Origin of the sequence: Paenibacillus vietnamensis, assembly GCF_020169515.1 — a bacterium.
In the GTDB taxonomy this organism is placed as follows: Bacteria; Bacillota; Bacilli; order Paenibacillales; family Paenibacillaceae; genus Pristimantibacillus; species Pristimantibacillus vietnamensis.
This window is the reverse complement of sequence record NZ_JAHMHW010000001.1, coordinates 895,121-915,392: the sequence shown is the minus strand read 5'-3', so window position 1 is coordinate 915,392 and position 20,272 is coordinate 895,121. Positions and strand designations below refer to the sequence as shown.

Genomic DNA, 20,272 nt, shown 5'->3' with positions numbered 1-20,272 from the left:
TTCCCCAAGTCACAAGTGAAGTTTGCCCGAATCGCCATTGATTTATTTTATAGAAAAATGTTGAAATTTTCTTTATTCTGTATAGATACGAGATCAAAGTTATCGGGGGAAACCGCTGTGCGAAAAATCGCTTTCAAATTTGTTCTTGCCATCTGCATGTCCGTCATGTCGGTGCTGCTATGGAAAATGTTCAACGAAACGCAAAAAATAAAGACCGTCATTCACAAGCCTTCGCCCATTTCAGATGTCCTGAACAATCCTTATATGGGCTTTGCACCTTCAGCCGTTAACGGTCCTTATCCCTATGAACATAGTTTGGTTTACAAAGTGCTGACCTGGAGGGAGCTGGAGCCTGAAAAAGGGAAATTCGCCTTCGAGGAGATCGAAGCAAAATACAAATTGGAGGAATGGAGCGGCAAAAACGTTAAACTAATTATTAGAGTCGTGCTGGATTACTCCACCGATACTCCGCACCTGGATATCCCGGACTGGGCGTATGAAGAAATAAAAGGCGACGGCATCCGTTACGATGAGGAAGTCGGCAAAGGCTTTAGCCCGAATTACAGCAATCCCGTTCTTATTCAATTACATAAGAGATTGATCCGGGCGTTAGGAGAACGGTACGACAACGACCCGCGCATTGCATTTTTCGCTCTTGGAAGCCTTGGCCACTGGGGAGAATGGCATACCTACAGCTCCAGCCATATCGCGATTCCCTTTCCGGCGTTAGCTGTGTCGGACCAATACGTGCAGCATTACCTTGAGGCGTTCCCGAACAAAAAGCTGCTGCTTCGAAGACCTTATCCGATCGCTAAAAACAACCATATCGGCCTCTACAACGATGGGTTTGGCAGCAGAAGCAGCACAAACGATTTCATCGATTGGTTTGAAAACGGCTACTTATCCGTGCTTGCGGGTGATGTGAAATTGCCGGCGATGCCGAACTTTTGGAAAAGCGCGCCCAGCGGAGGTGAATTCTCAAGCGGAAGCGAGGTGTTGAGTTTTTTGCGGGACGACCAGATCGGTCAGATTATCGAGATGGCAAAGCGCAGCCATGTCAGCTGGCTCGGTCCTCCCCCTCTTTCGGAGGAAGAGCTCACACCTGCAGCCAAAGCTAACATGGAGAAGCTGCTTAAGATCATGGGTTATCGGCTGCGCGTAGAAACGGCGGCATATCCGCAATCGGTCATACAAGGCAGCCCCCTGCAGGTTGATGTAACGATCGCGAATGACGGCGTTGCGCCCTTCTACTATGATTGGCCGGTTGAGCTCTCTCTTATGGACGAAGACGGCCGTGTCGTTGCAAGCCGTATAGCAAACGGACTTCTTACGAACTGGCTGCCGGGCCAATCAAAAGCTTCATTAACGCTTCCAATACCCGCGGATACGGCCGAAGGAGAATACCGCCTGCTGGCCGCCGTCCTGGATCCGGATCGTATGACCCCGGCCATCAAGTTGGCGATGGACGGCAAGCAGCCGGACGGAAGGTATCTGCTAGGTGGCGTAAACGTTCGGAAGCAAACCGCGCTGGTGCGGCTGCAATCCATGTTCAGAAAGAACAAGATTTAAGGAAATATGTATTCGATGGGATATCTTCAAATTAGTGCTGGTAAAATCAAAACAGCCGGTAGTCCTCCTACCGGCTGTTTCATCATCCTTATTCTTTTGCGTTCTCATTCTGTTCGGATTTTTCATCCGCATCGATCATTCCTTTTGCCCCTCTTTTGAACTCCGACAATGTTGTGCCGATCGCCCTCCCCAATTGCGGCAGTTTGGACGGTCCAAAGAGCAGCAGTCCTAAGATAACGAGCAGAACGATGCCGGCAACACCTATGTTTGGCATATCGCTTCCCCCTTTCAATAATCATTTCGCTTAAAAATTAACTAAAAGGGCCGTTGCATACATCACAATAATGCCAAGCGCAACGCTTGCAAAATTCAACCAGGACACAGCCGCCGTACCAAGCAGCTTCGATTCCCTGAAAATCATTTTGCTAATGACATAAATGACCTGAACGATCGCTCCGGCTCCGACTCCGAAGAAAAGCGCTGCTAATGTCTGATTAAAGACAAAGCCGCCAATCCATGTCCCAATGATGGCCGGCGCACCGCCAAGTACGGCCAATGCCAAAAAGGTTTTGAAAGCAGGCCGGGCTTTTAACAACGGCGCCGCAATGCCGATACCTTCCGTAATATTATGAAGCGTAAAGCCAATGATTAGAAACGTACCAAGCGCCGCTTCCCCCGCAGCAAAAGCCGCGCCTATTGCCAGCCCTTCGCCTAGGTTGTGGAGACCGATTCCGCCTGCTATTTTATATGCGACACGTTTTCCGTTTTCCGAAACGTCTACCGATTTCTTGGAGTTTGTCTGATCGATAGCAAGCAGAAACAAAAAGCTGAGCAAAGCTCCGAGCCAGACGAGGCCGGTTCCCTGAAATACGCCAGGCGCCTCGGTACCCAGCTCGAGTCCCTCCTGTATCGTATCAACTGTAAGGAAAAATAGCAGACCTACCGTGAAGGCCATAATGGCTTGAACGCCTTTGGATGAAAACCGGCGCATAAACGGATACCAGAGCAATCCCAAGCCGACCGGCACAACGCCGACATAAAAACCGATCAAGGAATATTGTAAAAAACGATTGTCGTCGGCAGCCGGAGTTTTTATAGCGGCCGCGACCTCCCCGGCAAATATTAAGCCATTTTCCGTAATGAACTTGATCTCATGCGGATCCCCTTCCACCCAGGGATAGGGAATATAAACCGTTGCTTTACCAAAGCGCTCCAAGGTCGGGCCGGGCGAATAGGTTGCATTCCAGAAAGCATCGTCTACGACGACTTGGGAGACCGTCAGCGCTTCAGGACCTGAATTGAGAATGCGAACTTCAAATCCGTCATCCGTAAGGACGATCCGTTCAATATTTAACACTTCTATAGGAGCGGCTTGCTCTTCTTTTACGCCCGTCCCCCAAGTCGCAATGAATGTGATGATTATAGCTAACAGGATAAGCGGCAATGCTCCTTTTTTGAGTCCCGAGCCCTGCGGCTTTATGCTCATTTTTGGCAATTTACACGAACTTATCACACAGAAAACATTTTCATAGATTTCGGCTATTACTATGGTAATGCGGTGATTAACTATTTCCGGGAGGTATTCCATTGAACAGCGGGAAGGAACAAAAAGGGATGGACAGGAAGGAATTTTTGAAAATCGGCGGCTTAAGCGCACTTGCTTTGACGGCGGGAGCGGCCGGTTTATCTTCGAATCTGTTTTCGGAAACGGCATTCGCAAATGAGAAGGAGACTCCGAAAAACATACCGAATGGCGAAGCCAAGCTTCATTTCAAGGAAGACGGCACGTTTAAAATCGTCCAGTTCAACGATACGCAGGACGACGAGGATATCGATCCGCGAACGGTGCAGCTTATGGAACGGGTGCTGGATGAAGAGAAACCGGGGTTCGTCGTGTTAAACGGGGATAACATAACCGGCGGAACCGATTCTCCGGCCGAAGTTCGCAAAGCTATCAATAATATAGCGATGCCGATGGAAGACCGCGGGATTCCTTGGGCGATTACCTTCGGCAACCATGATGAAGATTCTTTGCCGAACAGCGGCATGGATGAGGAAGCTATGCTTCAAATTTACCGTTCCTATAAGTACAACCGGAATGAAGCCGGCGAGAAAGGGATTACCGGTTCGGGAAATATGCATCTGCTCATCGGCGGGCATGGCAGCAAAGATCCGGTATTTAATATGTGGCTGCTGGACAGCGGACGGTACGCGCCGAAGGAAATTGCCGGTCAAAATTTCGAAGGTTATCCGACTTGGGACTGGTTGAAAACGAACCAGGTCAGCTGGTATTACGAAACGTCCGCTGCACTCGAGAAGCGTTTCGGCCGAAAAATTCCGTCCCTCATGTTTATCCATATCCCTTTGTGGGAGTACCGGTTTATGTGGTTCGCCAGCGTAGACGGCCGAACGGAGGCCGATCATGCCAGAGCAATTGAGAAGCACGGCATAACGGGCGAACGGAATGAAGAAGAATGCCCTGGTCCGTTTAACAGCGGCATGTTCTCAGCCATACTTGAGCGTGGCGATGTCAAAGGCGTATTTTGCGGGCATGATCATGTGAACACCTATTCCGGCAATTATTATGGAGTGATGCTCGGATACTGCGGAAGCACCGGGTTTGGAGCGTACGGGCTTCCGGGTGCCGAACGCAACAGGCTGCGCGGCGCCAGAGTATACAATTTGCAAGCCTCCGGTAACGACGTCAAGGTCGACACCCATTTGGTGTTTGCAAAAGATTACGGTATCGATTTAACGGCGAATTAATCTTCCACACGCAGCAAAGCCGCCCTTGTGAAGAGGCGGCTTATCTATTGAATTAATGCGCTTCAGCGTAATGTTTTGCACGGGCGGCTTGTGTCGCTTCGACCATATTGCGCAAGGAGTCAATGGTTTCTTCATAGCCGCGGGTTTTCAGGCCGCAGTCCGGATTAATCCAGAACAGCTTCGGATCAAGTACCCGAAGAGCTCGATCGATCATAGCGGTCATTTCTTCGACGCGCGGAACGCGCGGACTATGGATATCATATACGCCAAGACCGATGCCTAGCTTATAGGTGTTCAGCTCAAAGCTGTGGATCAGCTCGCCGTGGCTGCGGGACGTCTCGATCGAGATCACATCGGCATCCATCGCTTCGATTGAATCGATCATATCATGGAACTCGCAATAGCACATATGCGTGTGAATCTGCGTGGTGTCCTGAACCGTACAGGTCGTCATGCGGAACGCTTTTACCGCCCATGCCAGGTACTCCGCCTGATCCTTTTCTTTCAGCGGCAGCCCTTCCCGCACCGCAGGCTCATCGACCTGGATCATCCCGATACCTGCTTGCTCCAGCGCCTCCACTTCTTGTCTAAGCGCATAAGCAAGCTGATAGGCGATTTGCTCGCGGGAAATGTCCTCGCGCACGAACGACCAGTTCATAATCGTAATCGGGCCGGTCAGCATCCCTTTAACCGGTCGTGAGGTTTTCGACTGGGCATATTTCGTTTCCTCGACCGTCATCGCTTCCTCAAACGCCACATCCCCGAAAATAACCGGCGGTTTCACGCAGCGGGAGCCGTAAGACTGCACCCATCCGAATTGCGTGAAGGCAAAGCCCGCAAGCTTCTCGCCAAAAAACTCAACCATGTCCGTCCGTTCGAATTCCCCATGCACGAGCACATCCAGTCCGATCTCTTCCTGCAGCTTCACCCATACGTCGATCTGCTCCCGGATAAATTGCGCATACGTTTCTCCGCTCCATTCGCCCTTGCGCCATTGCTGACGGGCTTTACGTACTTCAGCCGATTGCGGAAAGCTGCCGATCGTCGTTGTCGGGAATAGCGGCAGCTGCCATTTATTCTGCTGCAGCGGATGACGCTCCGCAAAAGGAAGATGGCGTACCGGCTGTTGAGCGCTTATATTAGCAACGGCTTGCTGGATGCCGCCACGGTTGCGCTCGCCCGATTGACTCAGTGCCAAAAGAGCGCATTCGCATGTTTCCAGCTCATCAGCAATGGCATTTTGGCCTAATGAAACGGCTTTTGTAAGAACAACCAGCTCATTCAGCTTCTCGTCTGCAAACGAAAGAGCATTTTTGAGCTCCGGCAGCAGCTTTCGTTCGTTTTTCGCCGTGACTGGAACATGCAGCAGGCTGCACGAGCTCTGAATGATTAAGCGGTCAGCCGTTACCAGCCCGGCCAGCTCCTCCAGCAGCTCCAGCTTCTCGCGAAGCGGCGCCTTCCAGATGCCGCGGCCATCGATGACGCCGGCGCCAAGCACCTTGTCCGCAGGAAAACCGATCTCTCTTATTGACTTGATGTTGCCGGAGCAGCCATGTACGAAATCCAGCCCGATTCCTTTGACCGGCAGTCTCGTCATTTCACTGTAATACTCAGCCGATTCAAAGTAAGTTTGCAGCATAATGTTGAGGTTAGGCGCTTCTGCGGCAAACGTTTCATAAACGGTCGTCAAACGCTGAACATCCGCCGCACTCACTTTCGTAACAAGAACCGGCTCGTCGATTTGCACCCACTGTACCCCTTCTTGCTCCAGCTCCTTCAGAATCCGAGTATATAGAGGCAGCAGGCGCTCCAGCCAGGCATCGGTCTCCGAAGCCTTATAACCTTTCGACAATTTCAGGAAGGTCAACGGACCGATAATGACCGGCTTCCCTTCGATCCCGAGCTTTTCCTTCGCTTCGCGGTAAGCCGTCAGCGGTTTATTCTCGGTTAGTGCAGGCTCCGCTCCATCCAGCTCAGGCACAATATAGTGATAATTGGTATTGAACCATTTGGTCATCTCGCTTGCTGTCGCCTCTTTCGTCCCCCGGGCAATGCCGTAATACACGGACAGAGGCACAGCTCCGCCTTCGTAAGCAAAGCGTTTCGGAATAATTCCGAACATCGCGGCCGTATCCAAAACTTGATCGTAATAGCTAAAATCGTTAACGGGAATCAGATCGATTCCCTGCGCCTGCTGCTTGCGCAAATGCCCCAGCCGGATATCCTGCAGCCTGGCATGGAACTCTTCTTCCTTCAGCTTGCCTGACCAGAACGCTTCGAGCGCTTTCTTCCATTCGCGATCCGCACCGATGCGCGGATACCCCAAAACACTGCTCTTTACCATCTTGCAACACTCCTATACGAATTGTTACAAGAAAGATAACATGCCTAAAAGGATATAGTGTAACTGTATTAAACTATATCCAGCTATAGCCAATAGCTATAGCTGCGCGTTTATTTGGCTGTTGCCTGCTTGAGCGCCTCGATATAGGCGGCACCGAGCTTGGATAAAGCTGTATTTTTATGGGATATCCAGCCGACATTTATCGTCTCCTCGCAATCCAGCGGGACGGGAATAATTTCATTGCCGTTCAAATCGGCGCTCAAAACCCCTGTTGAAATGGTATATCCGTTGAGCCCGATCAGTAAATTAAAGAGCGTTGCCCTGTCGTTAACACGGATGCTCTTCTTATGCGATAAAGTACTGAGAATTTCCTCCGAAAAATGAAAAGAATTGTATTCTCCCTGGTCGAAGGACAAATACGGATAATTTTGCAGCTGTTCTATCGTTACGATCGATTGCTTTGCGAGCGGGTTTTTAATGCTGATAAAAATATGCGGCTTTGCCGTAAACAGGCTGTTGAACTGCAAATTAGCGGATTTGAGCAGCTTATTGATAACTTTTCCGTTAAAGTCGTTGAGATACAAAATGCCGATTTCGCTGCGCAGCCCTTTTACATCTTCTATAATTTCATAAGTTTTCGTCTCGCGAAGCGTAAACTCGTACTCTTCCTGCGCATACTCCCTCACCATGTTAACGAAAGCATTCACCGCAAACGCATAATGCTGAGTCGAAACCGAGAAATGCTGCGGCGACGGCTTGGCGTTCAAGTAACGGCTCTCCAGCAGCTCCGCCTGCTCGACGACCTGTCTGGCATAGCTCAAAAATTCTACGCCTTCCTTAGAAAGCGATATCCCTTTGTTGGAGCGTTCGAAAATTTCTAGCTGCAGCTCCTCCTCCAAATCCTTAATCGCGTTCGAAAGGCTGGGCTGCGAAATAAACAGACGTTTGGCGGCTTCGTTAATGGAGCCCCTGGTTGCTACTTCAATGACATATTTTAATTGTTGGAGAGTCAACAATGAGCTCCCTTCCAGCATTTCTTATCGATGCTTCGTATTGGTTTAAATCATTTGGATTGAAAGATTTGCTCGTAGCGCTGCAGTACTTCATTTGACGCTCTTTTCTTCAAATGCTGCGGAACATGCTCAAAGCAATATTTCATTTTGTTTTTATTTAAGGAGGGGATTTCGCCTAAAAAAGCCCATTCATCCGCAGTCAGCTGCTTCCCGCAATTCAGAAAAATGCATCTGTGTTCTACTGTAGCCCGCGACTGAACGGCATGCTGTTCCTCCGGCGCTCCGGAGAGCAGCAAATGGCGAAGCGCCGGGTTTTTTCCCCAATCCTTCTGGTCCTGATAATACGGCGCAAGATCCTTCCAGCCGATCTGCCACGTATCGAGTGCCTCGCGTACCGCTTCCGCAACAGCCTGATCTATTTTATTGGAGACAGTCTTCCCTCTTCCGCTGCCGTCTGTATCGATTTCCGCGAAGCCGATGCCGTCCCGGAAATGCTCGCCGATCGTAATCCGGACAACTACTTTTACATACCCGTGCGGGATATTGATGTCGACGTCCCTGATTTCGCGGCTCCATCTGCTTCCCGTGGCTGCTTCGACGCGGTCGGTATACACCTGATTCGGAATATAGGCTCTTCCGTTATCCCCCCGCTTTTGAACGGTGCCGGACGGAAATGGGGCTTTAATTCGCTCTATTGCTTTGGTGTAATCGAAAGTTTCCATTTGCCGGCTCCTCTCTTAGCTTAAATTCAGCTTGCCATATTTGTCGATATAGTGATTGAACCGGCTGTATACCTGCTGCGCCCGTTTGACACGCTCAGGAAGCTCACGCATCAGCCCTTTAAAATATTCTCTTCCCGAATCGGTAATCCGGTAAAACCGGTTGTACCGGTTGTCCCCTTCCCATCTCCGGGTTACATGCCCCTGATCGGTCAGCGTCTTGAGCCTCTGGCTGAGATAACCGTCATTCACCCCGACAGTCCCGCCGAGTGCCATAATAATTCGCTGCTCGATTTCCTTCGCATAAAGCTCTCCATCCTGCAGCTCCGATAAGACGATAAAATCGATCACAAGCTGCACTTTAACGACATAGCCAAGCGACTCCTGCTTCTCAATCGGATTTTCATTCCGTGCCATACTAGCCTCCACCCTTTCCCTTCCCTTTTTAAAATTCTCAGATTATTCGAATTTCTCAAGTCGGATTAAGCATGTGCTGCAGTAAGACATCTCATCGTCAGGCATAACCCACCGGCAGGGGAGGGGCATTTCCAGATTCCGCCTGCCGAAACCTTGTATTTTTACCTGTAATACCATTATATCACAAGAATATTTTAAACAATATACTTGTTTCCACGTTTATCCTGCCTATCCGTCGGTCCTTTCGGATTTGTTATCTAGTCCGTTTCTACCGGATTTTCTACATCTCTTTATCTAGACTCGGATATAGTTGCAGAGTTATAATCTTCTACTATATTCCGTGTTTATTTTTGGTTTTTATCTTTTTTAGTGGCAGAGTTTAACTTTTCGACTTCATATGTACTTAGTTCTGATATTCGATCGCCGGGGCGGGCGCCGCGCGCTGCGCAAAATCAAAACCAGGTCGAAACGGAAGGGATTCTTGGTTCTGATCAGTAGCAGAGAATTTGAAAGATACTAAGTAACGTGTTTAAAAAAAATGAATGAAATCAGGATAAATGAAGGGATAAAATTTGTATTCTAGGGATCGGCAGACGACCGAAAAGAAGAAACTCGGAAAAGGAAGTGTGGAAGGATTCGCCGCAAAGCAGCGCAGTGGCTGGAGGAGCGGGTGAAAAGACTTGGAAACAAGTATATTGTTCTGAAGCGTATTTGCTGTCGTTTGTTTGGAATATTATGTAAATTGTGAAACTGGAGACCGCCCCCTACCCTCGGTCGAGATTTTTCGTTTTCCGATGCGACTAGTAGGTTATCGTTTGTCTATGAAAGACTATACTTTTAGGAAAATTTTGTATACCTTTAAGATTGCCGATCGGCAAAACAAATTCGGAGGTGGATCTTATTTTTCCTGACATATCCCAGCATCCAAAGTGGCTTCGTCCTCAGTCGTTGGAATGGTGCGAACAGCTTGCGGATCAGACGGGACAATATGCTTTTACATGGAATTACACGGTTGAAGGCGTTTCGGCAGAAGAACGATTTGTAGAAGAACTGTCCAATATAATTCGCGGAAACGTGCTCGATGTTGGCTGCGGCCATGGCGAATTTACGAATCGCTGGGCTGAACGCGCCCAAGAAATAGTTGGTTATGACATGACCGCCGGCTTTTTGAGAACAGCGAATTTAATCCGCAGACCGAATACCCGATTTGTGCTGGGACGCACACATGACGGCCTTCCCTTTGAAGACGGATACTTCGATGTCGCTTTTACGAAAAAGGGGCCGACCAGCTGGTACCCCGAAGCAACCCGGATTTTAAAGCCCGGTGGCAATGTGGCAGCTCTGCATCCCGGAGACGGCGACGGCGAAGGCAATGAGCTGGGCGAGTACTTCCCGGGTCTGTTTCCCCCGCCGAAGAAAGGAACGCCTATCTTGGATAAAATCCAGGAAAGGCTTTCCGGCAGCGGATTAAAGGTGACAGATATCCGGGTTGTACGGGAGACAGTGTACCTTCATACACCGGTAGATATCTTCGCAATGGCCGGCTTCGGCCAAAACAAGCAGGTTTACGAATGGATCAAGGAAATGTGTTTTGATGGTATTCGAAGTCGATTCGAACAGTATCGCGGCTCGAAAGGAATTCAAACGACGAATTTTTACTATCTCCTTCTTGCAAAAACATAAAATAAAGGAGCTTCAATGCTTGCAGATTTCGGCCTCTTCCCCACAATCTGTACACATGCATATGCTGTGGGTAGACAATCTTCATAACGAGGGGTGACAAGTATGGCTATTGGTGAAGTACAGCACGTACCTCAAGGGAAACATCGAACAACTGGCATTACGATGAGACCAAAGACACAATGACATGTGCGGCTGGACGCAAACTGCTGTTTAGTTATGAAAAATAAGGGAAAGACTGAAAGCGGATATGACGGATATGAAGTAAAAAAGCAACACTACCGAAGCGAAAGCTGCGAAGGTTGTCCGCTCAAATAAGCTTATACTAAAGCACAAGGGAACCGGAGAGTGTATTTGGACAAATAAAGAATAACCGGGGATTCTGGCGTTTTCTACTTTGAGGCCTGCCGAAGGTAAACCTAGAGATCGGGTGGCTTACGCTCGCCCACAATTTGCACAAGAAGGCGGCAATCGATCAAAAGCCAGCAATGACGGTGCAGGGATAACCTCCTAGCACCGCCATTGCTTTATTTCCGCCGTTTTTTTCATCAAACGAGCTGTCACGTCAAGTGAGCAGACCTACTTAGGAGACAGCCCCAGCAATGTTCTGATCCTCATATCGTGCAAGCGAACTTTCCCGTAAATCCATTGCACTATCGTATCCGTCAATCTAAAAGCTCCTATAACACACAAGTTAACACACACAAACCGTACAACATTAATAAAGCTCCAAAGTAAAATAAAGCAGTTAAACCTGTGAAAGGGTCTAAAACAAAATCTAAAACTGCCATCCATATTACTTTAACAGAACTAGCTTTCTTTATACTTGGTACCTTAATTAACAATGAAACAACCATACAAATAATTCCTGCAACAAAGCACAATGTCTCCAAGATACCCACCTTTTATACAAATTTTAAATGTAATTTGCCAGGTAATGGAAGACAATTCATTAGCGATAACTGCTAGGGAGTTTATAGTTAAATCACTTCTATTGACAAACCACCACTATATTACAACTTCACAACTTCTTCTTTCCAAAGAACATTATGTCGGAAAAAGCTATTGCTAGTGATAAACCCAAGGGAGTACCAAAATCCCAAACATTAATTCCCGTTGGTGTAAAAAGATATTTGAAAAGAAACAATGAACCACTAAGGAGAATAAACCAGGTAATAAACGTAAACATCCTTCTTCTTATTTCAATCCAATGTAACTTCCTTAGATTTATCAGAATTAAAGCAGTAGAACATAAAGCATATAAAAGAAGATAAATGATATATCCAATAACAAATTTCGTTGCATGCGGAAAATCAATGTCCTTATATGCAATAAATAGCGTAATTGTCGTCCACACAATAAATACAGTAAAAAGAATTATGTTTAACAAAGTGTACTTCTTCATTTTTCACCAACCGTCTTTTCGTTAATTCAGAAACCCCTTTGTTGATTATCTCAATAAATAAATAAATAAATAGCTATTGGTAATCGGTTCCTTTATATAACTCTCCTCCCGTCACTTCGACAAAACAGGGAGCAACTGCTACTGCAATCTGCTCCCTGGATCGTTTCAACTCGTACTCGTTTTAATTCAATCGCTTTTTTTAGACGGTTTTACATGGGTAACAAACGTTGGTTTGAATTCGCCATCAACCATCTCTTCGCTGATGATCCGAATGATATTGCTGTTCTCATCATATTCTACATGCAACCTGTTCTCTTCGTAGGACCCTAATCTCGGTGTAATGTTACTGAAGAAATCCACTTTTGAAAGCAGATCGTCCTCGTACCTGTACTCCTCGTAATGAAGATCCGCAAACTCCTCCATCCCGCAGTAACATTGTTCATACTTCATCAATTTCCCGTTTTCATACGTACATCTAGACACCGCATCCAGCCCGCCTGAATAATTAAATTGCAGACCGTACTCTACATTTCCGACATAAATCAAATATTCTTCATCAAAAATATTTTCTGGTATTTCACGCTCAAATTCGTTAGCGCGCTTCACTCGGAGTAGCTTCTCGTCCTGATCAAACCCATATTCGTATGAGTATTCGCCCAATTTGGGAATCTTCTTTTTGAACAGCCTGCCTCGTTTCATACCGCCAACGACTAAATCCAAAACGGGACTGGGACAGTAAAACCCGCGGTGGATCACGATTCCGCCTTTAGAATACTCGTGTCTTACTATTTCCTCATCCGCAGCCGTGCGCACTTGCGTTAGTTTGTCGGCGTATTCGTGTTTGATTTGGACTAACTCCTCAATAATGCTTACAAAAGCATTGAGTTTTGATGGTTCAATTCGACCCGATGCCTTTAGCTGCTCTTTTACATCCTCAGCCCATTCATCGAATTCCGCCATCATTTTTTCAAACTCGTCCATGCTCTCCTCCTTATTTGGGACATGTCTGTCTCGCTCTTATATCAGTGTCTCCAATATAAGCCTTGAATGCTGCCCGTTAGCTCAACTAGGCTGCCGTTACATACCGGTAGCTTCGTCCTGGTGATTGTTAAACTATCTCGGCTCCGTTAAGGAGCTTAATCATTTTCTTCACCCTTGGTTAAAAACATCTCTCATTTCTGCTAACTAATTCCTAATCATGTCAATGACTTGTTTCGCAAACGCAGCATAGGGTTCGATCAGATCAGGGCTCCGATCAATAGCCCACCTGAGGTTATCGAAAGCCCTTAATAACAGTAAATGCCTCGTTTCAGAAAGCTCTTTTTCACTTATTTTGTATCCGTCCATAAACGCTTTGAATTCCTCAACACTTGCGCTTTCTTCTAGTCCTAGAATTTGGTAATGCATCAATTGAGCAACAGTTGCATGCGGTACCACGCTTTCTTCTGCATTCCAATCCAGCAATATAACTTGGTTTGCCTGATTGACAATCGTATTCTTTAAAGAGATATCTCCATGGTTTAAACCGAAGCGAAACGGTTCACTCTTCAAATTTTCAAACAGTTTTCTTACTCTCTGCGATTCCATCTGAGTGATTACTCCAAGCTCAATCAAGCGATCATGCTCAGTCAAACTATTGATATTATACTGCACATACCCTTGCCAACTGCCGTCCGATCCGGCATGAGAAGGTGACTGAAACTCACCATGGACTGGATCAATCAGAATATCCCCGTATCCTTTCACTGGAATCGAATGAATAAGACTGGCATATTCGCCAAGCTGCCTCCAAATATTGGATTTAGGAACCGTACTGTCTAACCCGTTGTTGCCATCTATAAAAGTTTGAATCATATAGGCTGTTTCATCAACAATACCAATGGACAAAACTTCAGGCCCAGGAATGCCTACTGCGGCTGCTTGCTCGATGCACCATTTTTCTTTGATAAAGCTTGGAAATATATCTTTATCGTTCATGCGGACAACAACTTTGCGACTCTCCGTCTCAACTACGCAAACCTGATTTGTGATGCCTTTACCTATGATCTGATATGAAGTTTTTACTTGTTCCAGAAGAAAATCGACTGCAATTCGTTCTGCTTGTATGACTACAGAGTCTTCCATAGTTTCTTTAATCCCCTCAAGTGTCGTGCTTCGAATAGTTTACCACACACTTTTTTGAGAGTACGTTTATATCTAAATTATACTGCCAGTTAATGCTTATCAGCTACATATGTACAAAATCGCTTATTTTGTGAAAACGAAAAGGAGCTGCCGCCGCACCTCCTTTTTCGTTTGTATAGAGTCCTTCCTTGAACTCCCTTCAGTACGATTCAGTTTTCTCACGAATGCTCGCTTTTTATACGAAAATGTAAGTCCCTAAAAAGCGCAAAAAGACACTCCCCACTAAGAGTGTAAAATCACTTTTTTTTAAGAGGCTTCTGCGGATTCTAACTGAACTTTAAATCCCTGGGCCTCAATTTTCTTAATCCAGAAATCAACAGACGATGTTGCAGAAGGTAGGTAGTCCCAGCCGACTTCTCGATATGGGGTACTGTCTTTTAACATACGATAGATTATTCTAAGTATCAGATGTGCTGTCGCTATGGTTGCCTTCCTCTGCCCTCGTCGTTTCTGTATTCGGTAAAAGAAAGATGCCAGTCGCGTGCCCTTGGATTTACTCGCTGCCCAGGCTGCTTGGCAAAGAACAGCTTTCAAGTTTTTATTTCCCTTAGCAATTCGCGAGCTTTTCTTTTTTCCAGCACTTTCGTTATTACCTGGACTTAACCCGGCCCAAGCCGCTAGTTGTGGATCGCCTCCAAAACAAGACATATCGTTCCCGATCTCAGCTAAGATGACCGCCGCCGCATCCTTCTGAATACCAGGAATCGTAATCAACAGCTCCATTGATGGCAAGTGGGGCACCAGTAACCGATCGATTTCCGACTCGACCATCTCCAATTGCTTCTCAATGTAGGACAAGTGGTCAAAGTGCAGCCCCAGCATCATACGATGATGTTTGTTCATTCGTCCATCTAAAGCTTCAAGAAGCTCATGGACTTTGCGCTTGAGGGAAGTTTTTACCTTTTCTCGGACCTTATCGGCATCCAAAACCTCTCCGTTAATAATGGACTCTAATAACGCACGGCCGGATGCACCAAAAATTTCGCTAATGTACGTAGTGAGTTTCACATTTGCATCTTGTAGTATCTTATGCACTCGATTTTTCTCAGCTGTCGCATGGCCAAGCAGTTTTCGTCGATAGCGTGTCAGGTCCCGCAGATTCCGTATATCCACGGGAGGTACAAAGCTGGGGGAAATGAGTCCCGAGCGAAGGAGTTGAGCAATCCAGAAAGCGTCGGCAACGTCTGTCTTACGCCCAGGCACATTCTTAATTCTTCTGGCATTTGCAAGTATGAGCGTAAACGCCCCCTCCAAAATGTTCCAGACAGGTTTCCAGTACACTCCTGTGCTTTCCATGGCGATGTGCGTACATTCCCATTCATTCAGCCAGTCGTTAAGGGCCAGTAACCCCTTTGTAGTTGTAGAGAAGGTACGGATTTCTTGCTTTGGCTTTCGCTCTAATTCACCGTAAAGAACACAAGCTACAACAGTCTCCTGATGAATATCCAGTCCTGCACAGCGTTCCAAAATCGCCTCCATTCCCATCACCTCATCCGTAGAATTTGTGCAGGCCATGTATCCTCAGAAGAAGAGAATTTTTATACACGTGCTCTTGGCACAATCGGCGGTGCTCGTGGGATACAGTCGGCCGGTTTGAGACCCAGAGTATGTCCTACCAAAAAAGTAACGGCCTGTGACCTGCAGTTCCATTATGGAACAAACAGTGTCGCAGGCCAAGTTCATTTTCATTCATGGTGGTGGCCGTAAGGCCATGGTAGTTTGAGACACTGTTTCCAATCGTAATGAGGATGCCATAGCCAGTTTTATTTTGTTCCTTCATCCCGATATTCGGCACGATCAGTCAGTCATCATCGAACCAGACCTCCACCTAATACCAAAGCGGTCTTTATATGCTCGGTTTCTTTTTTCTTGCATTACTCGGCATCATGCAAAGGCATATTTGAACAACCCGTAATACAAAGGTCCGACCATGACAACAAATGTTATCAACATCCAGACTCTCCTTGCTACCATCGATAGTTCCTCCAGGATTTCTTCCCCTTCATAACCTTTTAGAAGCAGCGTAAATGATAGATCCCACAGAAAAGCTGCCACGGAGACAAATTTCCAGACAGTAGGATTTAGAACCTCCGTTTCCGTAACGTACCCGAACAATCCAATCCATGTAATGATGGATACAACGAAATCTATTTTGCTAAGTTTCGACTTATATTTTCCTTTTATTAAAAAAGTGAGTGAAGCCGTTGCGAGCAACCCTAAATAAATCGTCCATAAAACGTCAACCATACATACTCCTCATTCTTTTTCTTTAAACTTTTGAATTTGATGACCCTTCGTCATCCTTTTGCTATTATAGCTAATCAAGTCCATAATCGATATATTAAATACCTTTCCATATTTAGGGTGTACTCTGAGAGGTATGATTGGATAGCGACCTAGTGAATACTGGGTAGTCCTTATTCAACTTATCCTCTTGTAGTCTTAATACATATTCGATTCTTTATTATTCTCTGCTGGTATTGTCTCAATATTGTTTATATCTTGTTCATTTGTTATCGTACAGAACCACATGCAAAATCTACATTTATTCCAGGCGAGGGGCGTGGGAAATGTCTCGAAACATGAACAACGCCCTTCCGACTTCCTACTGGGAAGCGAAAGGGCTGAAAAGTTTGCTTCGTAACTTGGAGTTTTGTTAACTTTTTGGAACCGCCGTATGAGGACCCGCATGTACGGTGGTGTGAGAGGTCAGGTGCTAGCCGCCCCTATCTACTCGATTAGACGGCAAGACCGTCTTCCTTCAAATAATCGATGACGAGCAAATGCTTCCTGAGCGATTTCTCATGAATGAGATTGAGCTTGCCGTTGTCCAGCCTGCCCATTCTCTCGGCTAACTCTTCGTTTTCATGCGTCCAATCCACATCCTTCAGAATGCTTAAGCAGGACACCCAATCCCGGTTGTACGTACCGTCACCCTTCACGAGATAGCCGTGAGCATACAGGGCAATCGATTCCTGAATGACCCTGCTGGACGAGATGAAGCTGGAAAGCCCCGGCTGCTCCGGCATATGGGGAAGAATGGCGTTCATGAACTGATGCAGCAGCTCGACGTGAACCGCCGGCTCCTTGCGGATACGCCGGGCCAGCTCATAGGAAGGCTGCATTTTGCCCGTAAACAAAATCGACGCCGTCGCGTACAGCCAGCTGTAGCACGTATAGTTTTTGTTGAAGGCGGTCAAGTTGTTGCGGCTCTCGATGCCGGCCGTCTTGAGCAGCTCATTGTAATCCGCAACCTGCTGGATGATCGTATTGAGCGGATCGCTCCCGTCGAAGGCATGTCCAAGCTCCTTGCTGACCAGCTGCACCTTGGAGTTGATATCGCCGAACAGCTGCTTCTCTTCCTCTTCGCCAAGCCCGATATAGAGCTGAACGGACAGCTCGCTCTCCAGCAAATCCAACCTTCTCGATTCCAGCTGGGCAAGCAGCCCCTCCGTTTGCTCCAGTTCCTCCTGCAGCCCCTGGTCATCCGGGAATTTCCGGCATTTGACCTTGAGCTTCATCACATCGCGCTCGTATTTCCGGCTTTCCTTCTGCATTTTCTCGTTACAATACCCAAGTGCCATAATCCGGTGCTGCCCGTCCAAAATGCTGAGCTTCTCCCCGTGAAGCAGGACCAGATGATCCTCCTCTTTGGCAAGGGCACTGACATTTCGAAGCGAAAGGGTGACAGGGCCGAAAAACACATGGTCCAGCTCGCGCTCCTGCAGGTAATGCGCAATTTTCTTGCGCTGGCCTCCGCTTAGTTTACGCTGCACCATCGGATCGATCGTCGTATAGTTGAGCAGATCGTGAACCTTCAGCGACACTGTCGCCATACCGAATCTGTCGCAATACGGATGAATGGTCATCTTTAACCGTAATCCGTCCATTAGACTGCATCCTCCTTCTCTACCAGAAGCAATACATGCTGTTCGTTATAGAAATCCTTGATATATTGGAAGGCTTTCATAATCCGGCTTCTGCGCGGCAGGCGGTCCTTCTCGTCGTCCTTGTAGATCGCATTCCAGTCGATATGATTCAAAATTTTCGAGGCGTAGGTGAGCGTGTAGACGTTGAACTGCAGCGTCTTGAACGCCTCCTCGTGAAGGAAGAGAGCCAGGGCGATCTGAATATTCTCGGACCAGCACAATTCGCGGCGATTCGGCTCCGGCAAGACGTCCAGCAGGATGTTGAAATATTTTTCCGCCTGCTCCAGATGCGTCTCCAGCGCTTCCTCCGTATAATGATAGCCGTTGCTCTTGATGTTCGCTTTCAAGCGGCCTTCGAACAACGCCATCAGCAATTCGATCAGCAGCGAGTACGAGAACAAATATTCGTCATCCTTGCCGCGCTCGGAATAAATGTCGGTCGGAAGCCGTTTCATGACGTCGCTCTCCAGCACAAGCCTCGAAGCCATAATATGATAAAACCGCCGTTGGTCGCGCAGGACGGCAAGGTTGCCCGCAATTTTGCGCGGAAGCTTGTTAATGTCTGAGAAGAGCTGCCTTTCCTGCTTGGCGTTAATGTCCAAATAGATCATGACGGATACCGGGAACTCGTACAGCTTGCGGAGCTTGGCCGTAATTTCATCTACGCGCTCGTACTCCCTCCGGTCCTTGGCTCTGGCCAGATTGCTTTGCAGCGTCTCCATAACCCGGCGGAAGGCGGCGAGACGGTGCTGCCCGTCCACGACGTAACATTTCTCCATCGGCTGCAGGCTGTACGTGCCGGTCTCAGCGGAATAATGGCCGGCTCCGCGGGCCGACAAAATGATGCCGGGAAAATATATATTTTGACCGTGGTCCAAATACAAGAGAATGTAGTCGATCAATCCGGATACGTTTTTGGGAATAAGCTGACGCTGTACCTCGAGGTCGATTTCGTAAATAGAGAACAGTTTGCTCATCTGCACGGTTGCAGACAAGGTGGACTGGCCGAAGGTTCTTGCCGCCTGTCCGGGTACTTCAATAAAAGAGCTGGCAGGTCCTGATGTCAATAAATCCGATAAAGAATTAATAGATTCCATATCCTTCCCCCATTCATCTTCGGTTGTTAACGGAAATCATAAGCTTTTCTATGAACTAAGACTGCCGCCATACATACCCTTTAATATTCTAGCTAAATTTAAAATTTCCTTTGTAATGATCGATTGTTTTGATTTAATCGGGAAGGTTTAACTAAAGGGGGAAAAGCGAGTTTACGATAGGAGGCTAAAACATGTTTAAACGAATGGATGAAATTATGATCGAGATTCCCGACGTAGAAAAACCCGATTCCAATGCCGCTGCCGCCGTCCAGGAGCTGCTTGGCGGAAAATTCGGAGAGATGTCGACGTTAAACAACTATCTTTACCAATCGTTTAACTTCCGTCAAAAAGAAAAGCTGAAACCGTTTTACGATTTGGTCATGAGCATTACGGCGGAGGAGCTTGGCCATGTCGAGCTCGTTTCCCATGCGATTAATAAATGTCTGAGAGGCTCGACGGACTATAAAGAGCCCGATAAGACACCGCTGGCTGATGCACGTGACGACCGTTTATCCTACCATTTTTTAGCCGGGGCGCAGGGCGCCATGCCGTTCGACTCGATGGGCAATCCGTGGACGGGCAGCCATGTGTTCAACAGCGGCAACCTGGTGGAGGATTTGCTCCATAACTTTTTCCTCGAATGCGGAGCGAGAACCCATAAAATGAAGGTTTATGAAATGACCGATCATCCTGCGGCGAGGGCGGTGGTCGGCTTCCTGCTCGTCCGGGGCGGCGTTCATGTCGTCGCATACGCGAAGGCGCTGGAAATAGCGACTGGCGTCAACGTAACGAAGCTGGTTCCGATTCCGTCTTTGAGTAACAAGCTGTTTAATGAGGCGCGGAAATACGAGGAAAAAGCCGAGCATACCAAGCTTTACACCTGGAGCGAAAAAGACTTTACCGCGATTGACCAGATTTGGAAAGGGACGCATCCGGAGGACGGCCTCCCGCTCGAAGTGATCCAGGGAGCGCCTGAAGGCTTTCCGATTCCCGAAGCCCCCGCTGCCGAAGAAGAGTTTGCGCCCGGCATTTCGGCCGAGGATTTTAAAGCAATCGCAAACCGCCTGAAGCAATCCGGTAATATCCAATCGTAAACAGCTTAGGACCCTTCTGTGCGGCAAGGGTCCTTTTTTAGTGATGGTTATCGGT

The 20,272-nt window shown here is 47.4% G+C and carries 16 protein-coding genes and 2 pseudogenes; 6 read left to right on the top strand and 12 right to left on the bottom strand.

All coding sequences use genetic code 11. The annotated features are described in order from the left end of the window. The first annotated feature begins 117 nt into the window (after positions 1-117). The gene (locus tag KP806_RS04080) at positions 118-1,569 is read left to right on the top strand and encodes a DUF4832 domain-containing protein (protein ID WP_224722256.1); all 1,452 of its coding nucleotides are present in this window, start codon (positions 118-120) and stop codon (positions 1,567-1,569) included. An 88-nt stretch (positions 1,570-1,657) separates the two neighbouring features. On the opposite strand, the gene KP806_RS04075 is transcribed toward KP806_RS04080, so the two are convergent. Together KP806_RS04075 and KP806_RS04070 are read right to left on the bottom strand one after the other, a co-directional pair. Continuing rightward, complete coding sequence (locus KP806_RS04075; protein WP_224722255.1) at positions 1,658-1,843, bottom strand: twin-arginine translocase TatA/TatE family subunit; 186 nt, start codon at positions 1,841-1,843, stop codon at positions 1,658-1,660. A gap of 30 nt (positions 1,844-1,873) precedes the next feature. Beyond that, on the bottom strand, positions 1,874-3,055 hold the full coding sequence (locus KP806_RS04070; RefSeq protein ID WP_224722254.1) for a ZIP family metal transporter: 1,182 nt from the start codon (positions 3,053-3,055) through the stop codon (positions 1,874-1,876). Positions 3,056-3,156: 101 nt separating this feature from the next. Here KP806_RS04070 and KP806_RS04065 point away from each other — a divergent pair, with 101 nt between their 5' ends. Next, positions 3,157-4,335 carry a metallophosphoesterase family protein gene (locus KP806_RS04065; RefSeq protein ID WP_224722253.1) on the top strand — a complete coding sequence of 393 codons (1,179 nt, stop codon included), beginning with the start codon at positions 3,157-3,159 and terminating at the stop codon, positions 4,333-4,335. A gap of 52 nt (positions 4,336-4,387) precedes the next feature. On the opposite strand, the gene metE is transcribed toward KP806_RS04065, so the two are convergent. From metE to KP806_RS04045, 4 genes are all read right to left on the bottom strand, one after another. Then, a complete protein-coding gene (gene metE, locus KP806_RS04060) occupies positions 4,388-6,679 on the bottom strand; it encodes a 5-methyltetrahydropteroyltriglutamate--homocysteine S-methyltransferase (RefSeq protein WP_224722252.1) in 2,292 nt (763 codons plus the stop codon). Positions 6,680-6,789: 110 nt separating this feature from the next. Continuing rightward, positions 6,790-7,692: a LysR family transcriptional regulator gene (locus KP806_RS04055; protein WP_224722251.1), complete on the bottom strand. Its 903-nt coding sequence runs from the start codon at positions 7,690-7,692 to the stop codon at positions 6,790-6,792. 50 nt (positions 7,693-7,742) lie between these two features. Then, positions 7,743-8,414: a hypothetical protein gene (locus KP806_RS04050; RefSeq protein ID WP_224722250.1), complete on the bottom strand. Its 672-nt coding sequence runs from the start codon at positions 8,412-8,414 to the stop codon at positions 7,743-7,745. Positions 8,415-8,429: 15 nt separating this feature from the next. After that, positions 8,430-8,828, bottom strand: coding sequence for a PadR family transcriptional regulator (locus KP806_RS04045; RefSeq protein WP_224722249.1), 399 nt, complete (start codon positions 8,826-8,828; stop codon positions 8,430-8,432). Between the two features lie 948 nt (positions 8,829-9,776). On the opposite strand from KP806_RS04045, the gene KP806_RS04040 reads away from it, so the two are divergent. Then, positions 9,777-10,511 carry a class I SAM-dependent methyltransferase gene (locus KP806_RS04040; protein WP_224722248.1) on the top strand — a complete coding sequence of 245 codons (735 nt, stop codon included), beginning with the start codon at positions 9,777-9,779 and terminating at the stop codon, positions 10,509-10,511. A gap of 149 nt (positions 10,512-10,660) precedes the next feature. Then, positions 10,661-11,014 (top strand): annotated as a pseudogene (locus tag KP806_RS28050) (transposase); the annotation flags it as partial. A gap of 1,085 nt (positions 11,015-12,099) precedes the next feature. Here KP806_RS28050 and KP806_RS04035 read toward each other — a convergent pair. The 4 genes from KP806_RS04035 to KP806_RS04020 form a co-directional block, all read right to left on the bottom strand. Further along, positions 12,100-12,894, bottom strand: a complete 795-nt coding sequence (locus tag KP806_RS04035) for a hypothetical protein (RefSeq protein ID WP_224722247.1) — start codon at positions 12,892-12,894, stop codon at positions 12,100-12,102. Between the two features lie 204 nt (positions 12,895-13,098). Then, positions 13,099-14,037, bottom strand: coding sequence for an aminoglycoside phosphotransferase family protein (locus tag KP806_RS04030; protein ID WP_224722246.1), 939 nt, complete (start codon positions 14,035-14,037; stop codon positions 13,099-13,101). Positions 14,038-14,343: 306 nt separating this feature from the next. Then, positions 14,344-15,576 carry an IS110 family RNA-guided transposase gene (locus KP806_RS04025; RefSeq protein WP_224722245.1) on the bottom strand — a complete coding sequence of 411 codons (1,233 nt, stop codon included), beginning with the start codon at positions 15,574-15,576 and terminating at the stop codon, positions 14,344-14,346. 405 nt (positions 15,577-15,981) lie between these two features. Continuing rightward, positions 15,982-16,344: a hypothetical protein gene (locus KP806_RS04020; protein WP_224722244.1), complete on the bottom strand. Its 363-nt coding sequence runs from the start codon at positions 16,342-16,344 to the stop codon at positions 15,982-15,984. Positions 16,345-16,646: 302 nt separating this feature from the next. Here KP806_RS04020 and KP806_RS27745 point away from each other — a divergent pair. Beyond that, positions 16,647-16,757: pseudogene (locus KP806_RS27745) on the top strand (group II intron maturase-specific domain-containing protein); the annotation flags it as partial. A 78-nt stretch (positions 16,758-16,835) separates the two neighbouring features. On the opposite strand, the gene KP806_RS04015 reads toward KP806_RS27745, so the two are convergent. Together KP806_RS04015 and KP806_RS04010 are read right to left on the bottom strand one after the other, a co-directional pair. Then, the gene (locus tag KP806_RS04015; protein WP_224722243.1) at positions 16,836-17,987 is read right to left on the bottom strand and encodes a DNA sulfur modification protein DndB; all 1,152 of its coding nucleotides are present in this window, start codon (positions 17,985-17,987) and stop codon (positions 16,836-16,838) included. Continuing rightward, on the bottom strand, positions 17,987-19,123 hold the full coding sequence (locus tag KP806_RS04010; RefSeq protein ID WP_224722242.1) for a DNA sulfur modification protein DndB: 1,137 nt from the start codon (positions 19,121-19,123) through the stop codon (positions 17,987-17,989). Before KP806_RS04010 ends, KP806_RS04015 begins: the two co-directional genes overlap by 1 nt. Before the next feature lie 191 nt (positions 19,124-19,314). Here KP806_RS04010 and KP806_RS04005 point away from each other — a divergent pair, with 191 nt between their 5' ends. After that, positions 19,315-20,217: a manganese catalase family protein gene (locus KP806_RS04005; protein ID WP_224722241.1), complete on the top strand. Its 903-nt coding sequence runs from the start codon at positions 19,315-19,317 to the stop codon at positions 20,215-20,217. Positions 20,218-20,272 lie beyond the last annotated feature (55 nt).

Excerpts from the sequence above, each read along its gene's own strand:
- KP806_RS04075 (WP_224722255.1), bottom strand. The coding sequence starts at position 1,843 with ATGCCAAACATAGGTGTTGCCGGCATCGTTCTGCTCGTTATCTTAGGA.
- KP806_RS04070 (WP_224722254.1), bottom strand. The coding sequence starts at position 3,055 with ATGAGCATAAAGCCGCAGGGCTCGGGACTCAAAAAAGGAGCATTGCCG.
- metE (WP_224722252.1), bottom strand. The coding sequence starts at position 6,679 with ATGGTAAAGAGCAGTGTTTTGGGGTATCCGCGCATCGGTGCGGATCGC.
- KP806_RS04050 (WP_224722250.1), bottom strand. The coding sequence starts at position 8,414 with ATGGAAACTTTCGATTACACCAAAGCAATAGAGCGAATTAAAGCCCCA.
- KP806_RS04045 (WP_224722249.1), bottom strand. The coding sequence starts at position 8,828 with ATGGCACGGAATGAAAATCCGATTGAGAAGCAGGAGTCGCTTGGCTAT.
- KP806_RS04035 (WP_224722247.1), bottom strand. The coding sequence starts at position 12,894 with ATGGACGAGTTTGAAAAAATGATGGCGGAATTCGATGAATGGGCTGAG.
- KP806_RS04030 (WP_224722246.1), bottom strand. The coding sequence starts at position 14,037 with ATGGAAGACTCTGTAGTCATACAAGCAGAACGAATTGCAGTCGATTTT.
- KP806_RS04025 (WP_224722245.1), bottom strand. The coding sequence starts at position 15,576 with ATGGAGGCGATTTTGGAACGCTGTGCAGGACTGGATATTCATCAGGAG.
- KP806_RS04020 (WP_224722244.1), bottom strand. The coding sequence starts at position 16,344 with ATGGTTGACGTTTTATGGACGATTTATTTAGGGTTGCTCGCAACGGCT.
- KP806_RS04015 (WP_224722243.1), bottom strand. The coding sequence starts at position 17,987 with ATGGACGGATTACGGTTAAAGATGACCATTCATCCGTATTGCGACAGA.
- KP806_RS04010 (WP_224722242.1), bottom strand. The coding sequence starts at position 19,123 with ATGGAATCTATTAATTCTTTATCGGATTTATTGACATCAGGACCTGCC.
- KP806_RS04005 (WP_224722241.1), top strand. The coding sequence starts at position 19,315 with ATGTTTAAACGAATGGATGAAATTATGATCGAGATTCCCGACGTAGAA.